The organism is Pseudomonas mendocina (assembly GCF_900636545.1).
Classification (GTDB): Bacteria; Pseudomonadota; Gammaproteobacteria; order Pseudomonadales; family Pseudomonadaceae; genus Aquipseudomonas; species Aquipseudomonas mendocina.
In genome coordinates, this window is the sequence record NZ_LR134290.1 from 739,652 (window position 1) to 764,322 (window position 24,671).

The 24,671-nt window shown below is 64.1% G+C and carries 21 protein-coding genes and 1 riboswitch; of the genes, 9 read left to right on the forward strand and 12 right to left on the reverse strand.

Going from position 1 to position 24,671, the window contains the following annotated elements; all coding sequences use genetic code 11:
• The first annotated feature begins 2 nt into the window (after window positions 1-2).
• From EL191_RS03420 to EL191_RS03435, 4 genes are all read left to right on the forward strand, one after another.
• Window positions 3-1,385: a PIG-L deacetylase family protein gene (locus EL191_RS03420; RefSeq protein WP_041976520.1), complete on the forward strand. Its 1,383-nt coding sequence runs from the start codon at window positions 3-5 to the stop codon at window positions 1,383-1,385.
• 55 nt (window positions 1,386-1,440) lie between these two features.
• Window positions 1,441-2,862 carry a bifunctional D-glycero-beta-D-manno-heptose-7-phosphate kinase/D-glycero-beta-D-manno-heptose 1-phosphate adenylyltransferase HldE gene (gene hldE / locus EL191_RS03425; protein WP_041976523.1) on the forward strand — a complete coding sequence of 474 codons (1,422 nt, stop codon included), beginning with the start codon at window positions 1,441-1,443 and terminating at the stop codon, window positions 2,860-2,862.
• A 149-nt stretch (window positions 2,863-3,011) separates the two neighbouring features.
• Entirely contained in the window at window positions 3,012-4,292 is a 1,281-nt protein-coding gene (locus EL191_RS03430) for an acyl-CoA dehydrogenase family protein (RefSeq protein ID WP_041976525.1), read from the forward strand.
• Window positions 4,293-4,305: 13 nt separating this feature from the next.
• The gene (locus EL191_RS03435; protein ID WP_041976528.1) at window positions 4,306-5,517 is read left to right on the forward strand and encodes an acyl-CoA dehydrogenase family protein; all 1,212 of its coding nucleotides are present in this window, start codon (window positions 4,306-4,308) and stop codon (window positions 5,515-5,517) included.
• 51 nt (window positions 5,518-5,568) lie between these two features.
• Here the strand turns inward: EL191_RS03435 and EL191_RS03440 are convergent, their stop codons facing one another.
• The 10 genes from EL191_RS03440 to thiC all read right to left on the reverse strand — a co-directional run bounded on the left by EL191_RS03440 (window position 5,569) and on the right by thiC (window position 16,864).
• A complete protein-coding gene (locus EL191_RS03440; RefSeq protein ID WP_013713819.1) occupies window positions 5,569-6,291 on the reverse strand; it encodes a PqiC family protein in 723 nt (240 codons plus the stop codon).
• Between the two features lie 165 nt (window positions 6,292-6,456).
• The gene (gene parC / locus EL191_RS03445; RefSeq protein ID WP_041976531.1) at window positions 6,457-8,706 is read right to left on the reverse strand and encodes a DNA topoisomerase IV subunit A; all 2,250 of its coding nucleotides are present in this window, start codon (window positions 8,704-8,706) and stop codon (window positions 6,457-6,459) included.
• Window positions 8,707-8,713: 7 nt separating this feature from the next.
• Window positions 8,714-9,199, reverse strand: coding sequence for a retropepsin-like aspartic protease family protein (locus EL191_RS03450; RefSeq protein ID WP_394298141.1), 486 nt, complete (start codon window positions 9,197-9,199; stop codon window positions 8,714-8,716).
• Between the two features lie 35 nt (window positions 9,200-9,234).
• Window positions 9,235-10,218: an esterase-like activity of phytase family protein gene (locus EL191_RS03455; RefSeq protein ID WP_041976535.1), complete on the reverse strand. Its 984-nt coding sequence runs from the start codon at window positions 10,216-10,218 to the stop codon at window positions 9,235-9,237.
• Complete coding sequence (gene parE, locus EL191_RS03460; RefSeq protein WP_041976537.1) at window positions 10,218-12,116, reverse strand: DNA topoisomerase IV subunit B; 1,899 nt, start codon at window positions 12,114-12,116, stop codon at window positions 10,218-10,220. The genes EL191_RS03455 and parE overlap by 1 nt, the downstream gene beginning before the upstream one ends.
• A 15-nt stretch (window positions 12,117-12,131) precedes the next feature.
• A complete protein-coding gene (locus EL191_RS03465) occupies window positions 12,132-12,743 on the reverse strand; it encodes a YqiA/YcfP family alpha/beta fold hydrolase (RefSeq protein WP_041976539.1) in 612 nt (203 codons plus the stop codon).
• 60 nt (window positions 12,744-12,803) lie between these two features.
• Complete coding sequence (cpdA, locus tag EL191_RS03470) at window positions 12,804-13,619, reverse strand: 3',5'-cyclic-AMP phosphodiesterase (protein ID WP_041976541.1); 816 nt, start codon at window positions 13,617-13,619, stop codon at window positions 12,804-12,806.
• A gap of 214 nt (window positions 13,620-13,833) precedes the next feature.
• Complete coding sequence (locus tag EL191_RS03475) at window positions 13,834-14,286, reverse strand: DUF1249 domain-containing protein (protein WP_026042178.1); 453 nt, start codon at window positions 14,284-14,286, stop codon at window positions 13,834-13,836.
• On the reverse strand, window positions 14,277-14,876 hold the full coding sequence (locus EL191_RS03480) for an NUDIX domain-containing protein (RefSeq protein ID WP_041976544.1): 600 nt from the start codon (window positions 14,874-14,876) through the stop codon (window positions 14,277-14,279). Before EL191_RS03480 ends, EL191_RS03475 begins: the two co-directional genes overlap by 10 nt.
• Window positions 14,877-14,980: 104 nt before the next feature.
• Window positions 14,981-16,864 carry a phosphomethylpyrimidine synthase ThiC gene (gene thiC, locus EL191_RS03485; protein WP_041976545.1) on the reverse strand — a complete coding sequence of 628 codons (1,884 nt, stop codon included), beginning with the start codon at window positions 16,862-16,864 and terminating at the stop codon, window positions 14,981-14,983.
• 96 nt (window positions 16,865-16,960) lie between these two features.
• Window positions 16,961-17,067, reverse strand: a riboswitch (TPP riboswitch).
• Window positions 17,068-17,290: 223 nt separating this feature from the next.
• Here thiC and EL191_RS03490 point away from each other — a divergent pair.
• Window positions 17,291-18,733 (forward strand): TolC family outer membrane protein, encoded by a 1,443-nt coding sequence (locus EL191_RS03490; protein ID WP_013713830.1) that lies wholly within the window; start codon window positions 17,291-17,293, stop codon window positions 18,731-18,733.
• A 209-nt stretch (window positions 18,734-18,942) separates the two neighbouring features.
• Here EL191_RS03490 and waaA read toward each other — a convergent pair whose 3' ends face one another.
• The gene (gene waaA / locus EL191_RS03495; RefSeq protein ID WP_041976547.1) at window positions 18,943-20,208 is read right to left on the reverse strand and encodes a lipid IV(A) 3-deoxy-D-manno-octulosonic acid transferase; all 1,266 of its coding nucleotides are present in this window, start codon (window positions 20,206-20,208) and stop codon (window positions 18,943-18,945) included.
• A gap of 43 nt (window positions 20,209-20,251) precedes the next feature.
• Window positions 20,252-21,139, reverse strand: a complete 888-nt coding sequence (locus tag EL191_RS03500) for a LysR family transcriptional regulator (RefSeq protein WP_013713832.1) — start codon at window positions 21,137-21,139, stop codon at window positions 20,252-20,254.
• An 89-nt stretch (window positions 21,140-21,228) separates the two neighbouring features.
• Between EL191_RS03500 and EL191_RS03505 the strand changes: the two genes are divergently transcribed.
• The 4 genes from EL191_RS03505 (at window position 21,229) to EL191_RS03520 (ending at window position 24,658) form a co-directional block, all read left to right on the forward strand.
• Window positions 21,229-21,561, forward strand: a complete 333-nt coding sequence (locus EL191_RS03505) for a DMT family transporter (protein ID WP_041976549.1) — start codon at window positions 21,229-21,231, stop codon at window positions 21,559-21,561.
• A gap of 63 nt (window positions 21,562-21,624) precedes the next feature.
• Window positions 21,625-22,800, forward strand: coding sequence for an NAD(P)/FAD-dependent oxidoreductase (locus EL191_RS03510; protein WP_041976552.1), 1,176 nt, complete (start codon window positions 21,625-21,627; stop codon window positions 22,798-22,800).
• A complete protein-coding gene (locus EL191_RS03515) occupies window positions 22,797-23,606 on the forward strand; it encodes an aldo/keto reductase (protein ID WP_013713835.1) in 810 nt (269 codons plus the stop codon). Before EL191_RS03510 ends, EL191_RS03515 begins: the two co-directional genes overlap by 4 nt.
• Before the next feature lie 143 nt (window positions 23,607-23,749).
• Window positions 23,750-24,658 carry a hypothetical protein gene (locus tag EL191_RS03520; RefSeq protein WP_013713836.1) on the forward strand — a complete coding sequence of 303 codons (909 nt, stop codon included), beginning with the start codon at window positions 23,750-23,752 and terminating at the stop codon, window positions 24,656-24,658.
• Window positions 24,659-24,671 lie beyond the last annotated feature (13 nt).

Genomic DNA, 24,671 nt, shown 5'->3' on the forward strand with positions numbered 1-24,671 from the left:
CCATGAATGGACGCAAGCAACAGCTGCTCAAACAGCATCGGCGCAACAAGCGCATCGCGCTATTGCTAGCGCTGCTGACTTTGCTGGCGCTCGGTATTTTCGTCGCCTGGTGGCTGCCACCTCTGTTACTGGCGCTCGGCTGGGTAGCGCACGAGGCCTGGTTCGCCGATCACCTGTTCTATTCGCCGCACGACGATTACCGCTACGACTTTCCCGATGACTGCCTCAGCGTGCCAGCACGTATCGAGCAGGGGGCGCTGCAGGTCGAGGCCGATCTGAATGGCTACGACACGCTGGTGCTCGAACTACGGCTGACGGCGACCTGGCTCGGGCGCTGGCTCGATCCCCATGTACTGGTGGGTGATGACCGCCAGGATTTTGAGCGCGGCGTGGCTGGGCGCCGCTACCTCAATCTCTCGGGGCAGTCGGTGCGAGGGCTGAACATCGTCCCACGTTTCTGCCGCATTGCGGGTGAGTTGCGCCTGCATGCCATGCGCAATCCCGATTTCACCGCGCAGCGCATGCTGATCATCGCGCCGCATGCCGACGATGCCGAGCTGGCAGCTTTTGGTCAGTACAGCCGCTCGGCCGATACCGCCATCGTGACCCTGACTCAAGGTGAGATCGAGGCAGAGCACTATGAGCGCCTCGGCCTGGACAAGGCTGCCGCTGCTCGCCTGAAAGGCCGGTTGCGCGCATGGGATAGCCTGGCCGCGCCACTCTGGGGCGGCGTACCGCAGCAGCGTTGCGTGCAGCTTGGCTATTACTGCCTGCAACTGCCCGCCATGGCCGAGCAACCGCAAGTACCCTTTGGCTCGCGTGAGTCGGGGGAAAGCGATGTGCGCCCTGTGCGCCGTCAAAATCCGCTGACTCTGCCAGCCGATGCCGACGGCCAACCGACCTGGAACAACCTGATCGCGGATCTGGCTGCCGTCATTGATCACTACCGACCCGAGGTATTGCTGACACCGCACCCGGAACTGGACCCGCATCACGATCATGTCGCCAGCACGCGCGCCGTACTCGAAGCGTGTGAGCACAGCAGTTGGCAACCCAGAACGCTGCTGCTCTACGCCAACCACCTGCATGACAACGACCGCTGGCCCATGGGGCCAGCGGGCAATGGTATCGCCTTGCCGCCGGCCATCGTGGCGCTGCCGGCTGATCGCCTGTGGAGCCCACTACTCGATGCCGAACGGCAACTGGACAAGGCCATGGCGCTGGGCATGCAGCATGATCTGCAAGGCCCGCTGCCTTTGAAAAGGCGTCTGCGTCGAATGATTCAATGCGCGCTGGCCGGGCGCCGCTGGCCGACGACTGGTGAGGACGAGTTCTACCGCAAGGCCGTGCGTCGCCACGAGCTGTTCTGGGTGCGCCCGCGCTGAGCGGCGTGTACGTCATGTTATGATTTTCCCGTTTTTCTCCCCTTCTGGAGCCACCATGAAACTGACCATGCCCCGCTATGACCAAGCCGCCGTTCTGGTGGTGGGCGATGTGATGCTCGATCGCTACTGGCATGGCGGCACCTCGCGGATTTCTCCCGAAGCCCCGGTGCCCGTGGTGCGTGTCGACCAGATCGAGGACCGCCCCGGCGGTGCTGCCAACGTGGCACTGAACATCGCGGCGCTCGGTGCACGCGCGCTGTTGGTCGGTGTCACTGGCGAAGACGAAGCGGCCGAAAGCCTGAGCGACAGCTTGCGCGGTGCTGGCGTCGAAGCGCACTTTCAGCGTCTCGACGACCAGCCCACCATTGTCAAGCTGCGAGTTATGAGCCGCCACCAGCAGTTGCTGCGTATGGACTTCGAGGAGCCCTTCAATACCGACACCGCTGCGTTGGCGCGTGAAGTCGATGCGCTGCTCTCCGGGGTCAAGGTGCTGGTGCTGTCGGACTACGGCAAGGGGGCTCTGCAGAATCACCAGGAACTGATCCAGGCTGCGCGCAAGAAGGGCATCCCGGTGCTCGCCGACCCCAAGGGCAAGGATTTTTCCATCTACCGCGGCGCAAGCCTGATCACGCCGAATCTTCACGAGTTCGAAGCCATAGTTGGCGGTTGTGCTGATGAGGCCGAACTGGTCAGCAAGGGCGCCAAACTGATGCGCGAGCTGGAGTTGGGCGCGCTGCTGGTTACCCGTGGCGAGCATGGCATGACCCTGCTGCGCCCCGAGCATGCTCCGCTGCATCTGCCGGCCCGAGCCCGCGAGGTGTTCGACGTCACCGGCGCCGGCGACACGGTAATTTCTACCCTGGCGGCATCCATCGCCGCGGGTGAGGAGCTGCCGCAAGCAGTTGCTCTGGCCAACCTGGCCGCCGGCATCGTCGTCGGTAAGCTGGGCACGGCTGCCATCAGTGCGCCGGAGTTGCGTCGTGCCGTGCAGCGCGAGGAAGGCTCCGAGCGTGGCGTACTGAGCCTCGATCAACTGCTGATCGCCATCGAGGATGCCCGTGCCCACGGCGAGAAAATTGTCTTCACCAATGGCTGTTTCGATATCCTTCACGCTGGTCACGTGACCTATCTGGAGCAGGCACGAGCCCAGGGCGACCGCCTGATCGTGGCGATCAACGATGATGCCTCGGTCAGCCGCCTCAAAGGTCCGGGTCGCCCGATCAATGCCGTCGACCGCCGTATGGCGGTACTGGCCGGCCTGGGGGCAGTGGACTGGGTGGTGAGCTTCAGTGAAGACACGCCCGAGCGTCTGCTCAAGCAGGTGCAGCCGGATGTGCTGGTCAAGGGAGGCGACTATGGCATCGACCAGGTGGTCGGTGCCGACATCGTCCAGGCCTATGGCGGCGAAGTTCGCGTGCTTGGTCTGGTGGAGAACAGCTCCACCACCGCCATCGTCGAGAAGATTCGCAGCAAGTAGCCGTTCGTCTGCCATGGAGCCGGACTGGCCGGGCTATGACCCATATCCGCTCTTGACCCGATTGCCGTCCCGCGGCGGCTTGAAGGTCATAGGCACTCGCCGGCCCTGACTTCATCATCGGTGGCATCCCTCATGTGGAGTGAGATGCCATGACCGTCGATGTACAGGGCCAGGCCCTGAGCGCGTTGAGCAAGCTGGCCCAGGCCGATTGGCCGGATCGGCTCAAGGTGCGCAAAACCTTCGAGAAACTCGTCTATAGCGGTAGTCGCGCCAGCTTCCGCTTCGCCGCCGGTCGAGCGGCCGGCAAACCGCGGGATGCGCGTCCTGCAGCGGAAGACCTGTTCGATCTGTCACTGTCCGATGAGCAGCAGATGCTGGTGGACATGCTCCAGGGCTTCGCGCTGGAGGTGCTGCGACCTGCTGCGCACGAGGCCGATGCCCAGGCGAGCGTGCCGGCTGCGCTGCTCAATCAGGCGCGTGAGCTGGGCCTGGCTCACTATGGCGTAGGCGAGACCCATGGCGGGCTGGCCGGCGAGCGCACCGTCTTGAGCAATGCACTGATCGCCGAGAGCCTGGCGCAAGGGGACTTTTCCCTGGCCGCCGCCTTGCTGGTGCCACTGTCCGCCGCCAACTGCATTCGTCGCTGGGGCAGTTCGGCGCAGCAGGCTGCCTGGTTACCGGCATTCGTCAGCGAGGAAGGAGCTCCGCCTTTTGCGCTGGCGGTGAGCGAACCTGGGGTATTGAGCGATCCTGATCAGCCCGCCACGCGGGCTCGCAAGCGAGGCAGGCATTACCTGCTCGATGGCGAAAAGGCATTGGTGATCGCCGGGCTGGATGCTAGCCGTTTGATCGTCAGTGCCCAGGCCAGTGATGGTCCTGCATTGTTCATCGTCGATGCGGCAAGCAAGGGCATCAACCGTCGTGCTGAGCCGGGCATGGGCCTCAAAGCCTGCGGTTTGGCGCGTATCCAACTGAAGGGTGTCAAGGTGCCGGGTGACTGTCGCCTGGCCGGCGAGGGTTTCGACTTCCCAGCCTTTCTCGATTACTCGGCATTGGCGTTCTGCGCCCTTGCCGTGGGCACGGCGCAGGCGGCATTGGATTATGTGACCACCTACTGCAACGAGCGCCAGGCGTTCGGAGAGCCGATCAGCCATCGCCAGGGGGTGGCCTTCATGGTCGCCGATATCGCCATCGAACTGGATGCCATGCGTCTGTTGGCCTGGCGTGCCTGCGCTCGCGCAGAATCCGGCCTGCCGTTTCGCCGTGAGGCCTACCTGGCGCGTCTGCTCTGCGCCGAGAAGGCGATGAAGATCGGCTCCGACGCGGTGCAACTGCTCGGTGGTCATGGTTTTACCCAGGAGCATCCGGTCGAGCGCTGGTATCGCGATCTGCGCAGCGTGGCCGTACTGGCTGGCGGCCTTCATCTCTGAATAGGCGGGAATCATGAATCTGGAAACCCCGAAGAAATTTCGCGGCCTGCAGCGCCAGGCCGGGCAAGTGGCCAAGCATTATTTCCGGCCGATCTCGCGCAAGTACGACAAGGCCGAGCACGCCTATCCCAAGGAGCTGGATCTACTCGCAGCGCTACTCGACGGCATGAACGAAGGATCGCCCGATGCCGTCGGCGCCGGTTCGGCCAGCAAGCGCGGCGCTGCCCGTGAGCAGCAGGATGGCATCAAGAACGGTGGCAACATGGCGGCGCTGCTCGGGGTGATGGAGTTGTGCTGGGGCGACGTCGGCCTGTTGCTGGCCATGCCGCGGCAGGGGCTAGGCAACGCGGCTATCGCAGCTGTGGCCAATGACGAACAACTGGCCCGTTTCGGCAAGACCTGGGCGGCCATGGCCATTACCGAGCCTGGTTGTGGCTCGGATTCGGCGGCGATCCGCACCACTGCAGTGCAGGATGGCGATCACTACGTGATCAACGGTGAAAAAATCTACGTCACGTCCGGTGAGCGCGCCGATGCCGTGGTGGTCTGGGCCAGCCTGGACAGAAGCTTTGGCCGCGCTGCGATCAAGTCCTTCGTGGTGGAGAAGGGGACGCCAGGCATGACCGTCACCCGTCTGGAGAAGAAGCTGGGTATCAAGGCTTCGGATACGGCCTCGATCAGCTTCAGCGATTGCCGAGTGCCGGCAGTCAACCTGCTGGGCAATGCCGAGATCGACGTACAGAAAGGCTTCGCCGGGGTCATGGAGACTTTCGATAACACCCGCCCGCTGGTCGCCGGGATGGCCGTCGGCGTGGCTCGCGCTGCGCTGGAGCGTACTCGCGAGCTGCTGAGCAAGGCCGGCTGTCGCTTCGATTACGCCAAGTCGCTGCTCAGCGTCAGTCATGCCGAGGCTACGCTGTATCGCCTGGAGGCGGAATGGGAGGCCGCGCGTCTGCTGACGCTGAAAGCGGCGTGGATGGCCGACAACAAGCTACCCAACTCGAAAGAGGCCTCCATCGCCAAGGCCAAGGCCGGGCGGGTCGCCAGCGAGGTGACGCTCAAGTGCGTGGAGCTGGCCGGCGCCCTCGGTTATGGCGAGGACGAACTGCTGGAGAAGTGGGCGCGCGATTCGAAGATTCTCGACATCTTCGAGGGCACCCAGCAGATCCAGCTGCTGATCATTGCGCGGCGGTTGTTGGGCAAGAGCTCCAGCGAACTCAAGTAGAACCTGCAACGCGCCGCGAAAACGAAAAAGCCCGCATTAGCGGGCTTTTGTCTAGAAACGGAATACTTCCGTATCGATCTTGATGGGTTCTGCCACCGGAATCTTCGGTCCGGCAGTAGCCGGCTCCTGCGGTTTGGCTTTGGCCACTGGCGGTTTCTTGCGTGGAGGCTCGGGTGTCGGTTCGGCTGCGGCGATAGGTTGAATGGCCACCGCCATTTCAGCGGCCAGGCGCTGCAGTAGCGTGCTCTGTGCCTTGACCTGTTCGGCCAGCGGACCTCCGTGGGGCTGTTCCAGGCGGATCAGGCGGCTATCGCGCAGTTGCCCGCGACGGTCTAGCAGACGCCATTGCGCTTCGAGTACGGCGGGTTGAGTCGGTCCGGAGTCCAGACGAGTAATGGTCAGCATGACCTGCGCATCGGCGCTGAAGCCGGGGGCTGCCGGGGCCAGCACCAGGCGCTGGCTGTCCAGGCGCCAGGCCAGCTGGCGCAGCATCTGCTGGTCTATATCGTTGGCCAGGCCGCTGGCCCAGCGCGCATCCTGCGTGGCAACGAGGCTGCCATCGGCCTGGCGCTGCAGCAGGTGCTGTTGGCGCAGATAGTCGGCAACGCTGATCGGGCCGACCAGCACGGTCACACCGTTATCCTTGGTCGGCGTTACCGCATCGCCGCTGTCGAGTTGGTAAAGAGGTACCGGCTTCTGCTGCAGCAGGCTGCAACCGCTCAGCACGAGCAGCGCGGTCAGAAGCAGAGCGATAGGGCGTACTACAGTCATCATCAATTCCAGGCAGCCGCTTCTGGGGCAGCTGCACATCGATCCCATATCATGCAGGGGTCATGGATGACCCAGGGCGCGTATCATCCGTCAAACCGCGCTACGACTCCAGCCTTGCCTGCTTGTCGGTAGCGCGATATCCCGGAAGAACGGGGCGTGTTGCCGACGCTATTCCACCAGAAGCTGGTCGACGCGTTGGAAGCCGCGCGGCAGCTTGTTGCCACGGCGGCCGCGCTCGCCCTTGTAATGCTCGAGGTCGTCGGCTTTGAGTGTCAGGGTACGCTTCCCGGCCTGCAAAACCAAACTCGAGCCGCTGGGCAGCACGGCCAGATCGGTCAGATACTCCTCGCGCGAGGCCACTCGCTCGCCTGGAATGCCGATGATCTTGTTGCCCTTGCCTTTGCCCAGTTGCGGCAGGTCGGTGACCTTGAACAGCAGCAGGCGGCCTTCGGTGGTCACGGCGGCCAGCCAGTCGTCTTCCAGATTGTTGACCAGCTTGGGTGCAACCACCTTGGCGCCGTTGGGCAGGGTCAGCAGGGCCTTGCCGGCCTTGTTTTTGGCTTGCAGGTCCTCGCCCTTGACCACGAAACCGTAGCCCGCGTCGGAGGCGATCACGTACAGGGCACTATCCTCCGGCAGCATCACGCATTCGAAGGTGGCGCCGGGCGGCGGTGTCAGGCGGCCGGTCAGCGGCTCGCCCTGGCCACGTGCTGATGGCAGGCTGTGGGCCGTAAGTGAATAACTGCGGCCAGTCGAGTCGATAAATACCGCGTACTGGTTCGAGCGGCCGGGTGCTGACGCCTTGAACCCATCGCCGGCCTTGTAGGACAGACCGGTGGCGTCGATGTCGTGGCCTTTGGCGCAGCGCACCCAGCCTTTCTCCGAGAGCACCACGGTCACCGGTTCGGTCGGCATCAGCTCGGTTTCCGACAGGGCCTTGGCTTCGGCGCGGGCAACGATCGGCGAGCGGCGGTCATCGCCATACTTCTCGGCATCTTCGAGGATTTCCTTACGTACCAGTTTCTTCAGCTTGGCTTCGCTGCCGAGCAGGGCCAGCAGTTTCTCGCGCTCCTTGGCCAGTTCGTCCTGTTCGCCGCGGATCTTCATTTCTTCCAGGCGAGCCAGTTGGCGCAGGCGGGTGTCGAGGATGTAGTCGGCCTGTACGTCGGTGAGACCGAAGGTTTCCATCAGCACCGGCTTGGGCGAATCCTCGGTGCGGATGATGCGGATCACCTCGTCGAGGTTGAGGAAGGCAATCAGCAAACCTTCCAACAGGTGCAGGCGCTTCTCCACCTTGTCCAGGCGGAACTGCAGGCGGCGGCGCACGGTGCCGACGCGGTACACCAGCCACTCGCTGAGCAGGGTGCGCAGGTCCTTGACCTGCGGCTTGCCGTCGAGGCCGATGACGTTGGTGTTGACCCGGTAGCTGGATTCCAGGTCGGTGGTAGCGAACAGGTGGGTCATCAGCTCGTCGGCATCCACGCGGTTGGAGCGCGGGATGATGACGATGCGAGTCGGATTCTCGTGGTCGGACTCGTCGCGCAGGTCGGCGACCATCGGCAGCTTCTTGGCCTGCATCTGCGCGGCGATCTGCTCCAGCACCTTGGCCCCGGAAACCTGGTGCGGCAGGGCGGTGACGACGATGTCGCCATCTTCGACGCGATAGACGGCGCGCATGCGCACCGAGCCGCGACCGGTTTCGTAGATCTTCAGCAGGTCGGCCTTGGGCGTGATGACTTCGGCTTCGGTGGGGAAGTCAGGCCCCTGGACGTGCTCGCAGAGTTGCTCGACCGTGGCGCTCGGTTCATCGAGCAGGCGCACGCAGGCGGCAGCGACTTCGCGCAGGTTGTGTGGTGGCACGTCGGTGGCCATGCCCACGGCGATGCCGGTGGTGCCGTTGAGCAGCAGGTTGGGCAGGCGCGCCGGCAGCGTCGCCGGCTCGTTCATCGTGCCGTCGAAGTTCGGCACCCAGTCCACGGTGCCCTGGCCCAGTTCGGACAGCAGCACTTCCGAATAACGCGACAGGCGCGCCTCGGTGTAGCGCATGGCGGCGAAGGACTTGGGATCGTCCGGCGCGCCCCAGTTGCCCTGGCCGTCGACCAGGGTGTAGCGATAGCTGAACGGCTGCGCCATCAGCACCATCGCTTCATAGCAGGCGCTGTCGCCGTGCGGGTGGAACTTGCCGAGCACGTCGCCGACGGTACGCGCCGATTTCTTGTGCTTGGAGTCGGCGTCCAGGCCCAGCTCGCTCATGGCGTAGACGATACGGCGCTGTACGGGTTTCAGACCGTCGCCGATATGCGGCAGGGCGCGATCCATGATCACGTACATGGAGTAGTTGAGATAAGCCTGCTCGGTGAAGTCGGCGAGTGACCGGCGTTCAACGCCTTCCAGGCTCAAATCGAGGGATTCGCTCATGCGGGCCTCATTGCAAGGTTGATTGGCGCAGCACCAGGGTGCCGCCCTTCTGACTGAATTCGAGTTGTTTCAGGGCACTCATGCCCAGCAGCACTTCGTCACCGTCCATGCCGGGGGCGATCAGTGCGGCGACGTCACGCAGCTCGATATCGCCCAAACGCAGGCTGTCCAGGCGCGTGCGATGCCCGGTAGCGCGACCGTTGGCGGTGCTGATAATGATCGGCGCGCCGCGCTCCAGGCCAAGGCGTTCGGCCACCGTACTGGGGATCGCCACCTGGGTGGCGCCGGTATCGAGCAGGAAGGTCACGTCATGCCCATCGATCTGCCCATTGACCACGTAATGTCCCTGGCGACTGCTGGCCAGACTCACCTCGACGAAACCATCGCCATGCACCGACTGCGGCACCTGGTTCGGGTTGCGCTGGCGATCTTCCCAGTTGCCGAAGAAATGCGTAGCCAGCAGCAGGCCGGCACCCCAGGCGAGCACCCACATCACGCGTCCGGCACGACGGCCGGGCGTCTGCTCACTCACGGACGCCGGCTCCAGCCGCCCTTGGGAGCCGCGAAGCGCCATACGACGGGGCGTTCTTCACCATCGGCGCGGGCCTGGCTGCCATTGTCGACGCCGATCCAGGCGCCGTCCTTGTCGATCCACAGCGCTTCGGCCATGCCGTAGTCCGGCGTATAGCGGCGTGGCTCGCTCAGGGCCTCGTCAGCGAACGACCAGCAAAGCTCCGCGACGCCGTCCCCCAGGGTGCGGCGGCAGATGCGATGAGCCTGGCGCTCCAGGGTGAACAGTTTCTCGCCGAAATAGGCCAGGCCGGAGAAATCGCGCGGTGCCGGATGGCCGCCGAGTGCCTGCGGCGAGGGTTCATCACCGCTCTCACTGGTCAGCACGCAGCCACCGGTGCAGCGCCAACTGCTACCGCGTCGATGCAGCACCGTCAGACCGCGGCGGCGTTGTTCGGCCGCCAGCCACAGGCGGTCACCGGCCGGGTCTATGGCGATGCCTTCGAAGCCCTGGTTGAAGTGCAGCAGCATGCCGCTGGCGCGGGCTTGGCGTACCAGGCCGCTGGGCAGGTTGAGCCAATGGGCGTTGCCGTTGCTGCTCACCTGTAAAACGGCGGCACGGGTTTCGCTGACCAGGTAACGATTGCCCTGCGCGTCGCATGACAGGCCTTCGAAATCCAGCTTGCCTCCCCTGACCAGGCCGGCTGCCCAGTTGCGCATGCGCAGGCCCCAGGGCAGGGCGCTCTCGGGCGGTTCGGGGGCAACGAAGGTTTCCGCCTCTGCGCGCAGCAAGCCCTCCTCACGGTGCAGTTGGTAGATACGGTCGTCGTCGCGGTCGGACACCGCCCATATCGTGTCGCCACACATGGCCAGGCCGGACAGGTTGCCGCTGGGCATGTCCGTCACCGGATACTCGGCCTGCAGTTGCAGCTCTTCCAGCACAACTGGCTCGGCATTGGCGACGCCGGCCAACAGACCAAGTGCAAGGAGGTGATTGCGCATCAGGCCAATACCTCGGCCAGGTTGCCCTTGGTTTCCAGCCAGTTCTTACGGTCACTGGCGCGTTTTTTCGCCAGCAGCATGTCCATCACTTCGCGGGTGCCGTCGAAATCATCCAGCGTGAGTTGCACCAGGCGCCGGGTGTTGGGGTCCATGGTGGTTTCGCGCAGCTGCGGCGGGTTCATCTCGCCGAGGCCTTTGAAGCGCGTGACCTGAGGCTTGCCACGGCGCTTTTCGGCCACCAGGCGGTCGAGGATGCCGTCGCGCTCGGCGTCGTCCAGAGCGTAGAAAATCTCCTTGCCCAGATCGATGCGGTACAGCGGCGGCATGGCCACGTAGACATGCCCGGCATCCACCAGCGGACGGAAGTGTCGCACGAACAGGGCGCAGAGCAGGGTGGCGATGTGCAGGCCGTCGGAGTCGGCGTCGGCGAGGATGCAGATCTTGCCGTAGCGCAGCCCGGAGAGATCGCTCGAGCCCGGGTCGATGCCGATGGCCACGGCGATGTCATGCACCTCCTGGCTGGCCAGCACTTCGCTGCCGTCCACTTCCCAGGTGTTCAGGATCTTGCCGCGCAGCGGCATGATGGCCTGGAATTCCTTGTCGCGCGCCTGCTTGGCCGAGCCGCCGGCGGAGTCACCCTCGACCAGGAACAGCTCGCAGCGCAGCGGGTTCTGCCCCGCGCAGTCGGCCAGTTTGCCGGGCAGCGCCGGGCCCTGGGTGATCTTCTTGCGCTCGACCTTCTTGCCCGCCTTGAGGCGACGGCCGGCGTTGCTGATGGCCAGTTCAGCCAGTTGCAAACCGGTTTCCGGGTTGGCGTTGAGCCACAGGCTGAAGGCGTCCTTGACTACGCCGGAGACGAAGGCGGCGGCCTCGCGAGACGACAGGCGTTCCTTGGTCTGGCCGGAGAATTGCGCATCCTGCATCTTCATCGACAAGACGAACGCGATGCGCTCCCAGACGTCTTCCGGTGCCAGCTTGACGCCGCGCGGCAGCAGGTTGCGGAACTCGCAGAATTCGCGCATGGCATCCAGCAGGCCCTGGCGCAGGCCATTGACGTGGGTGCCGCCCTGCGCGGTAGGGATCAGGTTGACGTAGCTCTCCTGCACCGCGTCACCGCCTTCAGGCAGCCACAGCAGGGCCCAGTCCACCGCTTCCTTGTTGCCGGCCAGGGCGCCGCAGAACGGCTCGGCAGGCAGGCGCTCGAATTCGCTGACGGCGTCGACCAGGTAGGAGCGCAGACCGTCCTCATACAGCCACTCGACCTTCTCGCCGGCAGCCTTGTCCTCGAAGGTGACGCTCAGGCCCGGGCACAGCACGGCTTTGGCCTTGAGCACGTGCTTGAGGCGGCTGACCGAGAATTTGAAAGAGTCGAAATACTTGGCGTCCGGCCAGAAATGCACGCTGGTGCCGGTGTTGCGCTTGCCGACCGTGCCGATGACTTCCAGGTCGCTGGCCTTGAAGCCGTCGGCGAAGCTCATCTGGTACTCATTGCCGTCACGCTTGACGGTGACTACCACGCGCGTCGACAGGGCGTTGACCACGCTGATACCGACGCCGTGCAGGCCGCCGGAGAACTGGTAGTTCTTGTTGCTGAACTTGCCGCCGGCGTGCAGCTTGGTGAGGATCAGTTCGACCCCCGGCACACCTTCTTCCGGGTGGATGTCTACCGGCATGCCACGGCCGTCGTCGAGCACTTCCAGCGAGTTGTCCTCGTGGAGGATCACCTGGATCGACTTGGCGTGCCCGGCCAGGGCTTCGTCGACGCTGTTGTCGATCACTTCCTGGGCCAGGTGGTTGGGGCGTGTGGTGTCGGTGTACATGCCCGGGCGCTTGCGCACCGGGTCGAGGCCGGAAAGGACTTCGATGGCGTCTGCGTTATAGGCGTTCTGCTGGGCCATAGGGTCTCTTGTTCGTCAATTGAATACGGAAAAGTCGATATCGCGCCAGAGTGTGGCGTTAATACCGGCAAAAGCGAAGAGCATCGGCAGGCGTTCGGCGAAACCCTGGAAACCGTGGTCGCCGCCGGCCTGGATGCGCAAGGCGCAGTCGCGGTAGTAACGCCCGGCGTCACGATAGTCGAGGGTTTCGTCGCCGGTCTGCAGCCAGACCTGATAACGGGTCGGGTCACTCGGTGCAGGAACTTCGAGTTCGGCCAGGGCGTGGACGTGATCCTGGGTGAGCTCCCAGGTCTCGCCGCTGTAGTAGTTCTTCTGCGGCCCCAGATAACCATCGAAGCGCAGGTGCGGCTTTACCGCTGGGTTGATCAGCAGCGCCTTGAGCCCGTGCTGCTCGGCCAGGTAGGTGGCGTAATAGCCGCCCAGCGAGCTACCCACCAGAACAGGATCGCCCAGTTCGGCGACCAGCGCCTGTAACTGGGCGATGGCTTGGCGTGGGTGGTGATGCAGCGCTGGCACGCGCAGTTGGTTTTCCAGGCCCAAATGGACCATGGCGCGGCTCAGCTGGCTGGCTTTGTGCGAGGCTGGCGAGCTGTTCAGGCCGTGTATATAGAGGATGGATGCGGTCATGGAGCGGGAGGCTACTCGTCCGGGGCCTCAAGCTGCAAGCTTCAAGCTGATTGGGGTATGTCAGTAGCCCTTGACGCTGTAATCCACTTCGAAATGGATGCCGTTGACGCGCGATACGCCAGTGTCGAGCCCACCATCGGCATGCAGGCGCAGCCAGCGGTAACCCGGGGCCTCGTTGCCGACCTGGAAGTCCTCGCTGCCTGGCGCGAACTGCACGCAGGTCGAGGGCGAGGCGAGCAGGCGCAGATTGCCACGCATCTGGTCGAATTCCTGGTGGACATGTCCCCACAGCACCGCGCGCGCCTGTGGGTGGCGGTCGAGGATGGCGAACAGGGCATCGGCGTTGCGCAGCCCGATGGGCTCCATCCACTTGCAGCCGATCGGCACCGGATGGTGGTGCAGGCAGACCAGGTGGTGACGTTGCGGGGCTTCGTTAAGGGTGCGTTCGAGCAGTTCGAGCTGGTCGTCGGCGAGAAAGCCCGGCACTGCGCCGGGGATCGAGGAGTCGAGCATGACGATACGCCAGGCACCGACATCGATCACCGGCTCCAGTAGTTCGCTGCCTTTGCACGCCGCCTGCATCGGTGGTGTTTCGTCGTGATTGCCGGCTAGCCAGCGGCTCGGTGTACCGAAGGCTGCGGTGAGTTGGCGAAAGCGCTGATAGGAAGCTTCGCTGCCGTCCTGGGAAAGATCGCCCGTGGCCAGGATCAGGTCGATCTGTGGCTGCTCCTCCAGCACCTGCTGGATCACTCGTTGCAGGCTGTCGCAGGTATCCATGCCCAGCAGCTTGCCGTCCGCGTCGGCGAACAGATGGCTGTCGGACAACTGCACCAGCAGAACCGAGGAATCAGAGGGTGGGGTGGGCAGGCTCGGCAAGACCGTCTCCTTGGGCTCTATCGAGTGAATTATGGTGGTTGCCGCAACAAAGGGAAAACCCGGTAAGCGGACGCAGGTCACAGAAAAAACGCCAAAAGCGTTTTTTGCCATCCTTTGCAATAAACCTTTAGGGCTGCCATGAAATGGCAGGCCATATGAGCGGGCGACGACCCGCTATCGGCCTTGTGGAGAAAAGCTTGATATCGACGAGGTGTTACATCACCGGCTGCGGCTCGTGCCCGCAGGCCAGGCAGTGGCTCAGCCACTCACCGAGGAACAGGTTGAGCTGGCTCTTTTCGTCCGGTTGATGCATCGCTGCATTGGGGTAGGGGTAGCGAATGTGCAGGCGGCGCGCATTCTCGGCGCTCACCACTTCAGCCATGCGTGCATCGTGATAGACCCGCACCTCCAGCTGCGGTACCGGCAGCCAGGGCAGGCTGTGCTCCTGGCGAACGCACAGGGTGGTGGTATAGGGGCAGCTTTCCAGCACTTCCAGTGCCAGCACTCCAAGCAGGTGCTCGCCCTGGCTCAGGGCGACACGGCGGCTCTCCGAGCGCTCGCGCATATGCGGCAGCAGGCGCATCAGCCGTGCATAGTTGGCCTCGCAAGCTGCTTGCAGCTCGACCAGGTCGACCCGATAGCGCTCGCGAAGCAGATTCACGACCACATTCCCCGCACTTCGTCGCGGTTCAGTGCCAGCCATTGCAGAGCGATGATGCTCGCCGCGTTATTGATGCGGCCGTCGCCTAACGCTGCCAGGGCGTCGGCCAGTGGCATCACGTGCACGCGAATGTCCTCGCCTTCCTCCGGCAGCCCATGCACGCCGCCGGCACCGCTGCTGTCGCAGCGGCCAAGGAACAGGTGGACGTACTCGTCGGAGCCGCCAGGGGAAGGGAAATACTGGGTGATCGGCCAGAGTGGGCCAAGAATCAGATCGGCCTCTTCGACCGCTTCGCGCCGCGCAACTTCCTCGGGCTGTTCATCCTTGTCGATCAGTCCGGCGACCAGCTCCAGCAGCCAGGGATTGACCGCCTTGTCCATGGCACCAACGCGGAACTGCTCGATCAGCACCACCTCATCGCGTTGCGGATCGTAAGGCAGCACGCAGACGGCATCGTGACGCACGAACAGCTCACGGGTCAGTTGCGGGCCCATGTTGCCGGCGAACTGGCGATGACGCAGCTTGATCCGGTCGAGGCGGTAGAAACCGCGAAAACAGTTCTCGCGCTCGATGATGTCGATGTCGTCTTTGTTCATTGTGTTCCCCAGATGGTCGTAACGGGCCAAACTGCGGCCCGTTACGCATCACACTAGCGAGCATCCGCCCCGCCGATCAAGCCTGGCTGACGGAAAGTACGCCGTTATACCTTCTGATACAGCTGGCTGCCCTGCGCCTTGAACTCCTCGGCCTTGGCCTGCATGCCCTGCTCGGCTTCCAGGTCGACGGTGTCGATGCGCTGATCCTTGGCGTATTCACGCACTTCCTGAGTGATCTTCATCGAGCAGAACTTCGGCCCGCACATGGAGCAGAAGTGGGCGACCTTGGCCGAGTCCTTGGGCAGCGTCTCGTCGTGGAATGCGCGCGCGGTGTCCGGGTCGAGGCCGAGGTTGAACTGATCCTCCCAGCGAAACTCGAAGCGCGCCTTGCTCAGTGCGTTGTCGCGGATCTGTGCGCCCGGGTGACCTTTTGCGAGGTCAGCAGCATGCGCGGCAATCTTGTAGGTGATGATGCCGGTCTTCACGTCATCCTTGTTCGGCAGGCCCAGGTGCTCCTTGGGCGTGACGTAGCAGAGCATGGCGCAACCGAACCAGCCGATCATCGCCGCGCCGATGCCGCTGGTGATGTGGTCGTAGCCCGGTGCGATGTCGGTGGTCAGCGGGCCGAGGGTGTAGAACGGCGCCTCGTCGCAGCATTCCAGCTGCTTGTCCATGTTCTCCTTGATCAGCTGCATCGGCACGTGGCCGGGGCCTTCGATCATGCACTGCACGTCGTGTTTCCAGGCGATCTTGGTCAGCTCGCCGAGGGTTTCCAGTTCGCCGAACTGTGCGGCGTCGTTGGCGTCGGCAATCGAGCCGGGACGCAGGCCGTCACCCAGCGAGAAGGACACGTCGTAGGCCTTCATGATTTCGCAGATGTCGTCGAAATGGGTGTAGAGGAAGTTTTCCTTGTGATGGGCCAGGCACCACTTGGCCATGATCGAGCCGCCGCGGCTGACGATGCCGGTCACGCGCTTGGCAGTCAACGGCACATAACGCAGCAGCACGCCGGCGTGGATGGTGAAGTAATCCACGCCCTGCTCGGCCTGCTCGATCAGGGTGTCGCGGAACAGCTCCCAGGTCAGGTCCTCGGCGATGCCGCCGACCTTCTCCAGCGCCTGGTAGATCGGCACGGTGCCGATCGGTACCGGCGAGTTGCGGATGATCCACTCGCGGGTTTCGTGGATGTGCTTGCCGGTGGACAGATCCATGACCGTATCCGAGCCCCAGCGGATGCCCCAGGTCAGCTTGGCCACTTCTTCCTCGATGGAGGAACCCAGTGCCGAGTTACCGATATTGCCGTTGATCTTCACCAGGAAGTTGCGGCCGATGATCATCGGCTCCAGCTCCACGTGGTTGATGTTGGCGGGGATGATGGCGCGGCCGCGCGCGACTTCGGAGCGTACGAACTCGGGGGTGATTTCCTTCGGGATCGAGGCACCGAAGCTATGGCCGGCGTGCTGCTCATTGAGCAGGCCGGCTTCGCGCGCTTCGGCCAGCTTCATGTTCTCGCGGATGGCGACGTATTCCATCTCCGGCGTGATGATGCCTTTCTTGGCGTAGTGCATCTGGCTGACGTTATGCCCTGCCTTGGCCCGGCGCGGGTTGCGCACGTGGGCGAAGCGCATGGCCGACAGTTCGGCATCGTTGAGGCGGCGCTGGCCGAACTCGGAGGACAGGCCCGGCAGCTTCTCTGTATCGCCGCGATCCTCGATCCAGGCGCTGCGCACATCGGCCAGGCCTTTGCGCACGTCGATGGTGACGTTCGGATCGGTGTAGGGGCCGGAGGTGTCGTAGACGGTGACCGGAGCGTTGATCTCGCCACCAAAGTCTGTGGGCGTCACGTCCAGGCTGATTTCACGCATCGGCACGCGAATGTCCGGGCGCGAGCCTTGTACGTAGACTTTCTGCGAACGGGGGAAGGGTTGCACCGACTGCTGGTCGACCTGTGCCGACTCACTCAGATTCTTTTGTTGTTGTGCGCTCATCAAGGCTCTCTCCGGGATAGATGTCGGAGTTGGAACCTGAGCGGACGAAGGGCGCGAGAGACACCATGGGCGGTGCCGAGAGGACTCGCCGAGTGTGGGCGAGGACATCTTGTTCCCTACGCAGGCCTTAACCTGATCAGGTTCAACGGGATCCGGCAGCTGCCAATCTCAGCCCCGCATTTGGGGCACCCCGACAAGAACTCGGGCAGTCTAAACAAGCTGGTGGGAGAAAACCAACCCGGCGGTCAATAAAGATCGACCCGTGCGTCGGAAAGCGACTTCTGAGGCTATGGACGCTGGATTGTTGCCGACGGGCAACATAGCTTGCCACAGGCTAGACTCATGCTGTCCATGAGGCGCTTGACCCCCGACTGTGGCGCCCCGTAGCCTTGCCGATTACCGCCTATTCAAGGATCGACATCCATCATGTTGCGCAGACTTTCCCTGGCAATCGCCGTGGCCGCCGCTTCGGTGGGCCTGGTTCAGGCCGCAGAGGCCCCTCTGTCGAGCAAGACCGATCTGGTCACCGTGTATCAGGAAGCGGCGAAGAACAACGCAGATATCGCTGCCGCGCGCGCCGATTATCAGGCTCGCCGTGAAGTGGTGCCGCAAGCACGTGCCGGCCTGCTGCCCAACCTGTCCGCGGGCGCCAACTACGGCGATACGCGCACCGAAATCGATTCGCCCAGCGCCACTGTCTCGCGTAGCGGTCTGGTCTATCAGGCCAACCTCAGCCAGCCGCTGTTCCGTGCCGACCGCTGGTTCCAACTGCAGGCGGCCGAGGCCACCAGCGAGCAGGCTGCGCTGGAACTGTCTGCCACCGAGCAGAACCTGATCCTGCAGAGCGCCGAAACCTACTTCGCCGTGCTGCGGGCCCAGGACAACCTGGCCTCGACCAGGGCCGAAGAGGCGGCCTTCAAGCGTCAGCTGGATCAGGCCAACGAGCGCTTCGACGTCGGCCTGTCCGACAAGACCGATGTGCTCGAGGCGCAAGCCGGTTTTGACACCGCCCGTGCCAATCGCCTGCTCGCCGAGCGCGCGGTGGATGATGCCTTCGAAGCCCTAGTGACCCTGACCAACCGTGATTACGTGGCGGTCGAAGGCATCGTCCACTCCCTGCCGGTGCTGGCGCCGACGCCCAATGATGCCAAGTCCTGGGTCGACACCGCTGCCGCGCAGAACCTCAATCTGCAAGCCAGCCTGTACGCGGTAAACGCTGCCGAGGAAAACCTGCGGCAGCGCAAGGCCGGCCATGCGCCGACCCTGGATGCGGTGGCCAGCTATCAGAAGGGCGACAACGACAGCCTGGGTTTCACCAATTCCGGGGCATTTGGTGCTCCGCGATATAGCGGCGACGTTTCGCAGCGCTCCATTGGTCTGCAATTGAACATCCCGCTGTACAGCGGCGGCCTGACCAGCTCGCAGGTACGCGAGGCCTATCAGCGTCTGGGCCAGACCGAGCAGCTGCGTGAAAGCCTGCGCCGCCAGGTGGTGCAGAACACCCGCAACCTGTTCCGTGCGGTGAACACCGATGTGGAGACCGTGCAGGCGCGTCGTCAGTCGATCATCTCCAACCAGAGCGCGCTGGAGGCCACCGAGATCGGCTATCAGGTCGGTACCCGCAACATCGTCGACGTGCTCGATGCACAACGTCAGCTGTACAGCGCCGTGCGCAACTACAACGATGCGCGCTACGACTACATCCTCAACAACCTGCGCCTCAAGCAGGCAGCCGGCACCCTTAGCCCGGCCGACCTCGAAGCGCTGGGTAGCTTCCTCAAGCCGGACTACAACCCGGACAAGGACTTCCTGCCGCCGGATCTGGCCTCAGCCGCCGAAGAGCGCCTGCAGAACAATCAGGATTTCTGAGTCAGGCGCAGAGACGAAAAAGCCCGACACGAGTCGGGCTTTTGTTTTTATGCGCGGTGGCGTACTTGACAGAGCCTAGGGGGGACCGGGCAGCGAACCGCTTCGGCCCACCAACAGCAGCCGCTCCTGATGTGGTGGGCTGAAGCCCACCCTACTGATACTTCAGCCCACCCTACCGAGTGATAACCGTAGTCTGGATTGCAGCCTGGCTAGATGAGTGCGCGCAAGCTTTCCAGCAGCCGCTCCAGCGCGCCTTGATTGGCCTTGAGTACGGCAAGGCCGGCCTGGCTCATGCGCTGCATCTCGCCAGGCTCTTCCAGCAGCGTCGCAAGCCTGCCTGCCAACTGCTGGGCAGTTTCCACTTCGCTCAGGGCACCGGCTTCGCGCAGTTGCGCGGCGATTTCCAGGAAGTTGAACAGGTGCGAGCCGCTCAGCACAGGCTTACCCAGTGCCGCCGGCTCCAAAAGATTGTGGCCGCCGTTGGCTACCAGGCTGCCGCCGACGAAGGCGATATCGGCCAAGGCGTAGAGAAACAGCAGCTCGCCCATGGTGTCGCCGAGCAGCACCTGATCGCCAGGCTGTACAGCCTCGCCGGTGGAGCGACGGCGAGTGTTCAGGTCCTGGCTCAGGCACAGTTCGTGGACCGAGTTGAAACGCTCGGGGTGACGCGGCACCAGGATCAGCAGTGCGTCCGATCGAGACTTCAGCAGCTGGCGATGGGCGGCGAGGATGATCTCGTCTTCACCTGCATGGGTGCTGGCCGCGATCCACACCGGGCGCTGTTCGGCCTGCCACCGGCGGCGCAATTCAACCGCCCGCTGCGGCAGCTCGGCATCGATCTTCAGGTCGAACTTGATCGAACCGGTCACTTCCACGCAGCCAGGGCGTGCACCCAGGTCTAGAAAACGCTGCGCCTCGGTCTGGGTCTGCACGGCGATCAGCGACAGTTCGGCGAGCATCGGCGCGGTAAGCCTGGCGAAACGCGCATAGCCGCGTGCCGAGCGCTCGGAGAGGCGCGCATTGGCCAGCGCGACCGGAATACCGCGTTTGGCGCATTGGTGGATGTGGTTCGGCCACAGCTCGGTTTCCATCACCACCGCTAGAGTTGGCTGTACGCGGTTGAGAAAACGCGCGGAGGCCCAGGGCAGGTCATAGGGCAGGTAGCAGTGCTGAACGCTGTTGCCGAACATGGCCTGGATGCGTTCGGAGCCGGTCGGCGTCATGCAGGTCACGGTGATCGGCAGTTCGGGATAGCGTGCCTGCAGAGCACGGATCATCGGCGCAGCAGCGATGCTTTCGCCTACCGATACCGCGTGCACCCAGATACCGCCGGGTTTCATTGCCGGCAGGCCGAGGGAGAAGCGTTCGCTGATACGCCGAGCGTAGGCTGGTGCCTTGCGTGCGCGCAGCGCCAGACGCAGGGCGATCAAGGGCAGGACCAGGTGCAGCAGCAGGGTGTAGAGGAGTCTGTTCATGGGCGCGCAGCTTATCGCCGCCGGCGATGCGCTGGAAGGGCAGTCATGTCTGCGGTCGTAACAGTTCGCGCGCCAGGCAGTCGGCCAGCCAGCTCGCCGCCGGGCCGAGCGCGCCGTCGCGCCGGGTGACCAGCTCGACCACCAGCGGCAGAGGCGCCCAGTCGCTGCGCAGTTCCTGCAGGTGGCCCTGGTAGGTCGGGTACTGCGCCACATGGCGCGGCAGCCAGGCCCAGCCAACGCCACGAATCACCAGCTCGGCCATCACGTAGAAACTGTCGGCGCGCCACACCAGCGGACTGATCTGCTCGCCGCCGGGGTAATGGCTGTCCTGTGGCGTCATCAGCAACTGACGATGTTCGGCCAGATCCCGCCGTTCCACGCTGTCGAGTGCAGCCAGCGGATGGTTTGGGCTGCACACGGTGACCATCTCGATCATGCCCAGACGCTGGCTCTCCAGCTCCCGCGGCATCTGCTCGTGATGGAACAGCAGGCCCAGGTCGGCCTGGCGCTGCAGCAGCTTGCGCGCCACGTCACCCTGCGCGCCGCTGGAAAGTTGGACCTCAAGCAAGGGGAAGGCATCGGCCAGCGCTTCCAGGCTCGCCAGCACCGGTTGGTAGGGCATGGCTTCGTCCTGTGCCAGACGCAGCCGCGCTTCCTCGCCGCGGGCCAGCCCCAGCGCACGGCCGTCTAGGCGCTGGCATTGCTGCAGTACGCTGCGCGCTTCCTCGAGCAGCGCCGTTCCCGCTTCGGTCAGTTGCGGCTGGCGCCCGCTGCTGCGTTCGAACAGGGTGACACCGAGATCGCTTTCCAGCAGGGCGATGGCGGTGCTGACGGCCGATTGCGCGCGGCCGGTTTGCCGAGCAGCGGCGGAGAAGGATCGACTCTCGGCGGTCAGGACGAACAGTTGCAGCTGATCGAGATTCCAGTTCATGGGCAACCTATCTTGATAGCTGATAGGTAATGACTTTATCCCATCATGGAGGAACTTAGAATCGTGGCCATCTTTCAGGAGTCGCCACCATGCCCGGATACCTCTATCTCGCTATCGCCGTCGCGGCCGAGGTGATTGCCACCACCTCGATGAAGGCTATCGACGGCTTCAACAAACCCTTGCCGCTGCTGCTGGTGATCGGCGGTTACGCGATCGCCTTCTGGATGCTGATTCTGGTGGTGCGCACCATCCCGGTGGGCATCGCCTACGCTATCTGGGCGGGATTGGGTATCGTCCTGGTCAGCATCGCGGCGATGTTCATCTACCAGCAAAAGCTCGATCTGCCGGCCGTGCTCGGCATGGGACTGATCGTCAGTGGCGTGGTGGTGATCCAGCTGTTCTCGCAATCGACCGGGCACTGATCGGCCGCGGGCGAGGGAGTTGAAGGGTTATACTGCGCGCCTGTTTTTCGCCGAGGCCCGTTCATGTCCCAGTCTTTCAGCACCGATGTCCTGATCGTCGGCGGCGGTATCGCCGGCCTCTGGCTCAACGCGCGCCTGCGTCAGCAGGGCTTCGCCACCGTACTGGTTGAGCGTGGCAGCCTGGGCGGCGGGCAAAGCCTGAAGTCGCAGGGCATCATCCATGGTGGCGCCAAGTACGCTCTGCACGGTGCGCTGACTGGTGCTTCCGAAGCCATCGCCGATATGCCGCGGCGCTGGCGCGAGGCGTTGGCTGGCTCGGGCGAGCTGGACCTCTCCGGCGTGCGCATCCTCTCCGATGCCCATTATCTGTGGTCCCCAGGCACTCTTGCCGGCAACCTCACCAGCTTCTTCGCCAGCAAGGCGGTGCGTGGTCGGGTCGATCAGGTCAAGGGTGAGCAATTGCCGCCGGCGTTGCAGCATCCGAAGTTCAAGGGCAAGGTCTATCGCCTGGCCGAGCTGGTGCTCGACGTACCGAGCCTGATCGCGCGCCTGGCCGAGCTGGCTGGCGATGGTCTGTTGGCCGCCGAGCGTATCGAACCGCTGCGTGAGGACGATGAGCTGTGTGGTCTGGTCGTCGATGGTCGCGAGATTCGCGCGCAGCGCGTGGTGCTCAGTGCGGGGGCCGGCAACGCCGATTTGCTCGCCGCACTGGGCGTTGAACAGCCCGCGCAGCAACTGCGTCCATTGCATATGGTGCTGGCCAAGGGGCCGGCGCTGAAGCCGCTGTACGCGCATTGCCTCGGTGGTGGGCCGAAGCCACGGGTGACCGTGACTACCCATCCGGCGGCCGATGGCCAGTGGGTCTGGTATCTCGGCGGTGATCTGGCTGAAGCCGATGGCGTCGCGCGTGATGAAGCCGCTCAGGTCCAGGCGGCGCAGAAGGAGATGGCCGCGTTGCTGCCCTGGGTCGACCAGAGCCAGACCCGTTGGGCCACGCTGCGTGTTGATCGTGCCGAACCCGCGCAGTCAGGACTGGTGCGCCCGGACAATGCCTTTCTCGCTGAACAGAAGCGCTTGCTGGTGGGCTGGCCGACCAAGCTGGCGCTGGCGCCGGACTTTGCCGATCGCGTGCTGGCCACGCTGCAGCGCGAGCAGGTGCAGCCGGCCGGCCATGCGCCGCTGCCCGAGCTGCCGCACCCGCCGCTGGGTCAGCCAGTCTGGGAGGCGCTGCTGCCATGACCACGCTGCATGACCTCTATCGCCCGCTGGGTTCCACCGGCCTGAAGGTCTCGCCGCTAGGCCTGGGCACGGTCAAACTGGGCCGCGACCAGGGCGTCAAATACCCCAACGGCTTCACCATTCCCGACGACGCCCAGGCTCGTGCCCTGCTGAATCAGGCGCGCGAGTTGGGCATCAATCTGATCGATACCGCGCCGGCCTACGGCGTCAGCGAACAGCGCCTCGGCCCGCTGTTGCGTGGCCAGCGTGATGAGTGGGTCATCGTCAGCAAGACCGGCGAGGAGTTCGAGCAGGGCCAGTCGCATTTCGATTTCTCGCCGGCGCATACGCGTCTGTCGGTCGAGCGAAGCCTCAAGCGCCTGGAGACCGACCGCATCGATCTGGTGCTGGTGCATTCCGATGGTAATGACCTGGCGGTGCTGCAAGACACCGGCGTCTACGAGACGCTGGCCGAGCTCAAGCGTGAGGGCAAGATTCTCGCCTACGGAATTTCCGGGAAGACCGTCGAGGGCGGGTTGCTGGCGCTGGAACAAGGCGACTGCGCCATGGTCACCTATAACCTCGGCGAGCAGGGCGAAAAGCCGGTATTGGACTACGCTGCCAGTCACGCCAAGGGGATTCTGATCAAGAAGGCACTGGCCAGCGGGCATGCCTGCCTGGCCGAGGGTGTCGACCCGGTGCGTGCCAGCTTCGAGCTGATCTTCGCGCATCCGGGGGTCAGCAGTGCCATCGTCGGCACCATCACGCCCGCACACCTGGCGGCCAATGTGGCGACCGTGGCAGCTGTGCTGCAAGGCCTTGGCTGAGGCCGCGGTCACGTCCTCTTACAGCCTCGGGTTGTATTGGTTGGCCGGCTTGGGGCAGCCTTGAGCGGTTTTCGCTTCAACCTGACCTCGCGTGAGCGCTGGCCGCCGAGCCGGCTCATGCCCAGACGGAACAAGGAGTCGAGATGGCGCGTACGCTGATCCGCAAGGACCCGAGTAACTTCAAGACCCTACCGCTGTTCGTCGAAGCCAGCCCGGATGGACTGAGCTACCAGAGCCTGGGGCAGCCGCTGAACTTTCAGCAGATGCTCGAGCGTCGCCGCCCGGTCGAAGTGGCGGATAGCTCGCGTTTTTCCATAGAGCTCGCCAATCTTGGCGTCTCGGTGCGCCTGACCCTGCGCCTGCAGGGGCGTGATTACTGGTTGCTGGTGCGTCAGCGTCGACCTGATCGCGGCGACACCGTGCTCAAGTTGATTTCCGGCTACGTGCCGGCACATGAGCTCAACCTGCCGCTGCTCACTGCGATTCAGGAAGTGGCCGAGGAGTGCCTGCTGGAAAGTGCCGAGGGCTGGTTGGCCGGTCGTTTCGGGGATACCTGGTTGCCGACGCCCTATCAGGGCGCCCTGCGTTATCGCGAGGCCAGCCATTTTCGCCTTAGCCCGCTATCCGGCGCGGCGCGTCCGGTGCAGTGCGGCAATCTGACCCTGCTGGAAAGACCGCGCGCCTACGTGCATCTGCCGACGGCGTCCTTGCAACTGGTCTACGACCTGAGTCTGGAGCTGCCGCGTGATGCCCGTCAGTTGAGCCTGTTCCACGTCGATGAGTGCCTGGAGGATGGTCGTCTGGTTGCGCGCCTGGAGCGTCGTCGGCCGGATATCTACCTGCTGGCGCTGCATCGGGGCGCGCCCAGTGGCGGTCTGTTCACCTTGCGCAAGGGGGAGTTGCAGGCTGCCAGCACGCGCGGTGTGTGGCTGTCGGAGAGCTTCGCCGAGCAGGATGGCTGGCTGGTACGTGACGAGCGGGTCCGCTGGAAGGACTGGCTGCTGCGGCACGGTGTGAAAACGCCGCAGCGGCGGGCGTTGGCCAGCGCCTGATTGAGAAGCCGGG

Bases quoted from the DNA above. Each gene is read 5' to 3' on its own strand.
- EL191_RS03420 (WP_041976520.1), top strand. From the start codon at position 3: ATGAATGGACGCAAGCAACAGCTGCTCAAACAGCATCGGCGCAACAAG.
- hldE (WP_041976523.1), top strand. From the start codon at position 1,441: ATGAAACTGACCATGCCCCGCTATGACCAAGCCGCCGTTCTGGTGGTG.
- EL191_RS03430 (WP_041976525.1), top strand. From the start codon at position 3,012: ATGACCGTCGATGTACAGGGCCAGGCCCTGAGCGCGTTGAGCAAGCTG.
- EL191_RS03435 (WP_041976528.1), top strand. From the start codon at position 4,306: ATGAATCTGGAAACCCCGAAGAAATTTCGCGGCCTGCAGCGCCAGGCC.
- EL191_RS03440 (WP_013713819.1), bottom strand. From the start codon at position 6,291: ATGATGACTGTAGTACGCCCTATCGCTCTGCTTCTGACCGCGCTGCTC.
- parC (WP_041976531.1), bottom strand. From the start codon at position 8,706: ATGAGCGAATCCCTCGATTTGAGCCTGGAAGGCGTTGAACGCCGGTCA.
- EL191_RS03450 (WP_394298141.1), bottom strand. From the start codon at position 9,199: ATGTGGGTGCTCGCCTGGGGTGCCGGCCTGCTGCTGGCTACGCATTTC.
- EL191_RS03455 (WP_041976535.1), bottom strand. From the start codon at position 10,218: ATGCGCAATCACCTCCTTGCACTTGGTCTGTTGGCCGGCGTCGCCAAT.
- parE (WP_041976537.1), bottom strand. From the start codon at position 12,116: ATGGCCCAGCAGAACGCCTATAACGCAGACGCCATCGAAGTCCTTTCC.
- EL191_RS03465 (WP_041976539.1), bottom strand. From the start codon at position 12,743: ATGACCGCATCCATCCTCTATATACACGGCCTGAACAGCTCGCCAGCC.
- EL191_RS03480 (WP_041976544.1), bottom strand. From the start codon at position 14,876: ATGAACAAAGACGACATCGACATCATCGAGCGCGAGAACTGTTTTCGC.
- thiC (WP_041976545.1), bottom strand. From the start codon at position 16,864: ATGAGCGCACAACAACAAAAGAATCTGAGTGAGTCGGCACAGGTCGAC.
- EL191_RS03490 (WP_013713830.1), top strand. From the start codon at position 17,291: ATGTTGCGCAGACTTTCCCTGGCAATCGCCGTGGCCGCCGCTTCGGTG.
- waaA (WP_041976547.1), bottom strand. From the start codon at position 20,208: ATGAACAGACTCCTCTACACCCTGCTGCTGCACCTGGTCCTGCCCTTG.
- EL191_RS03500 (WP_013713832.1), bottom strand. From the start codon at position 21,139: ATGAACTGGAATCTCGATCAGCTGCAACTGTTCGTCCTGACCGCCGAG.
- EL191_RS03505 (WP_041976549.1), top strand. From the start codon at position 21,229: ATGCCCGGATACCTCTATCTCGCTATCGCCGTCGCGGCCGAGGTGATT.
- EL191_RS03510 (WP_041976552.1), top strand. From the start codon at position 21,625: ATGTCCCAGTCTTTCAGCACCGATGTCCTGATCGTCGGCGGCGGTATC.
- EL191_RS03515 (WP_013713835.1), top strand. From the start codon at position 22,797: ATGACCACGCTGCATGACCTCTATCGCCCGCTGGGTTCCACCGGCCTG.
- EL191_RS03520 (WP_013713836.1), top strand. From the start codon at position 23,750: ATGGCGCGTACGCTGATCCGCAAGGACCCGAGTAACTTCAAGACCCTA.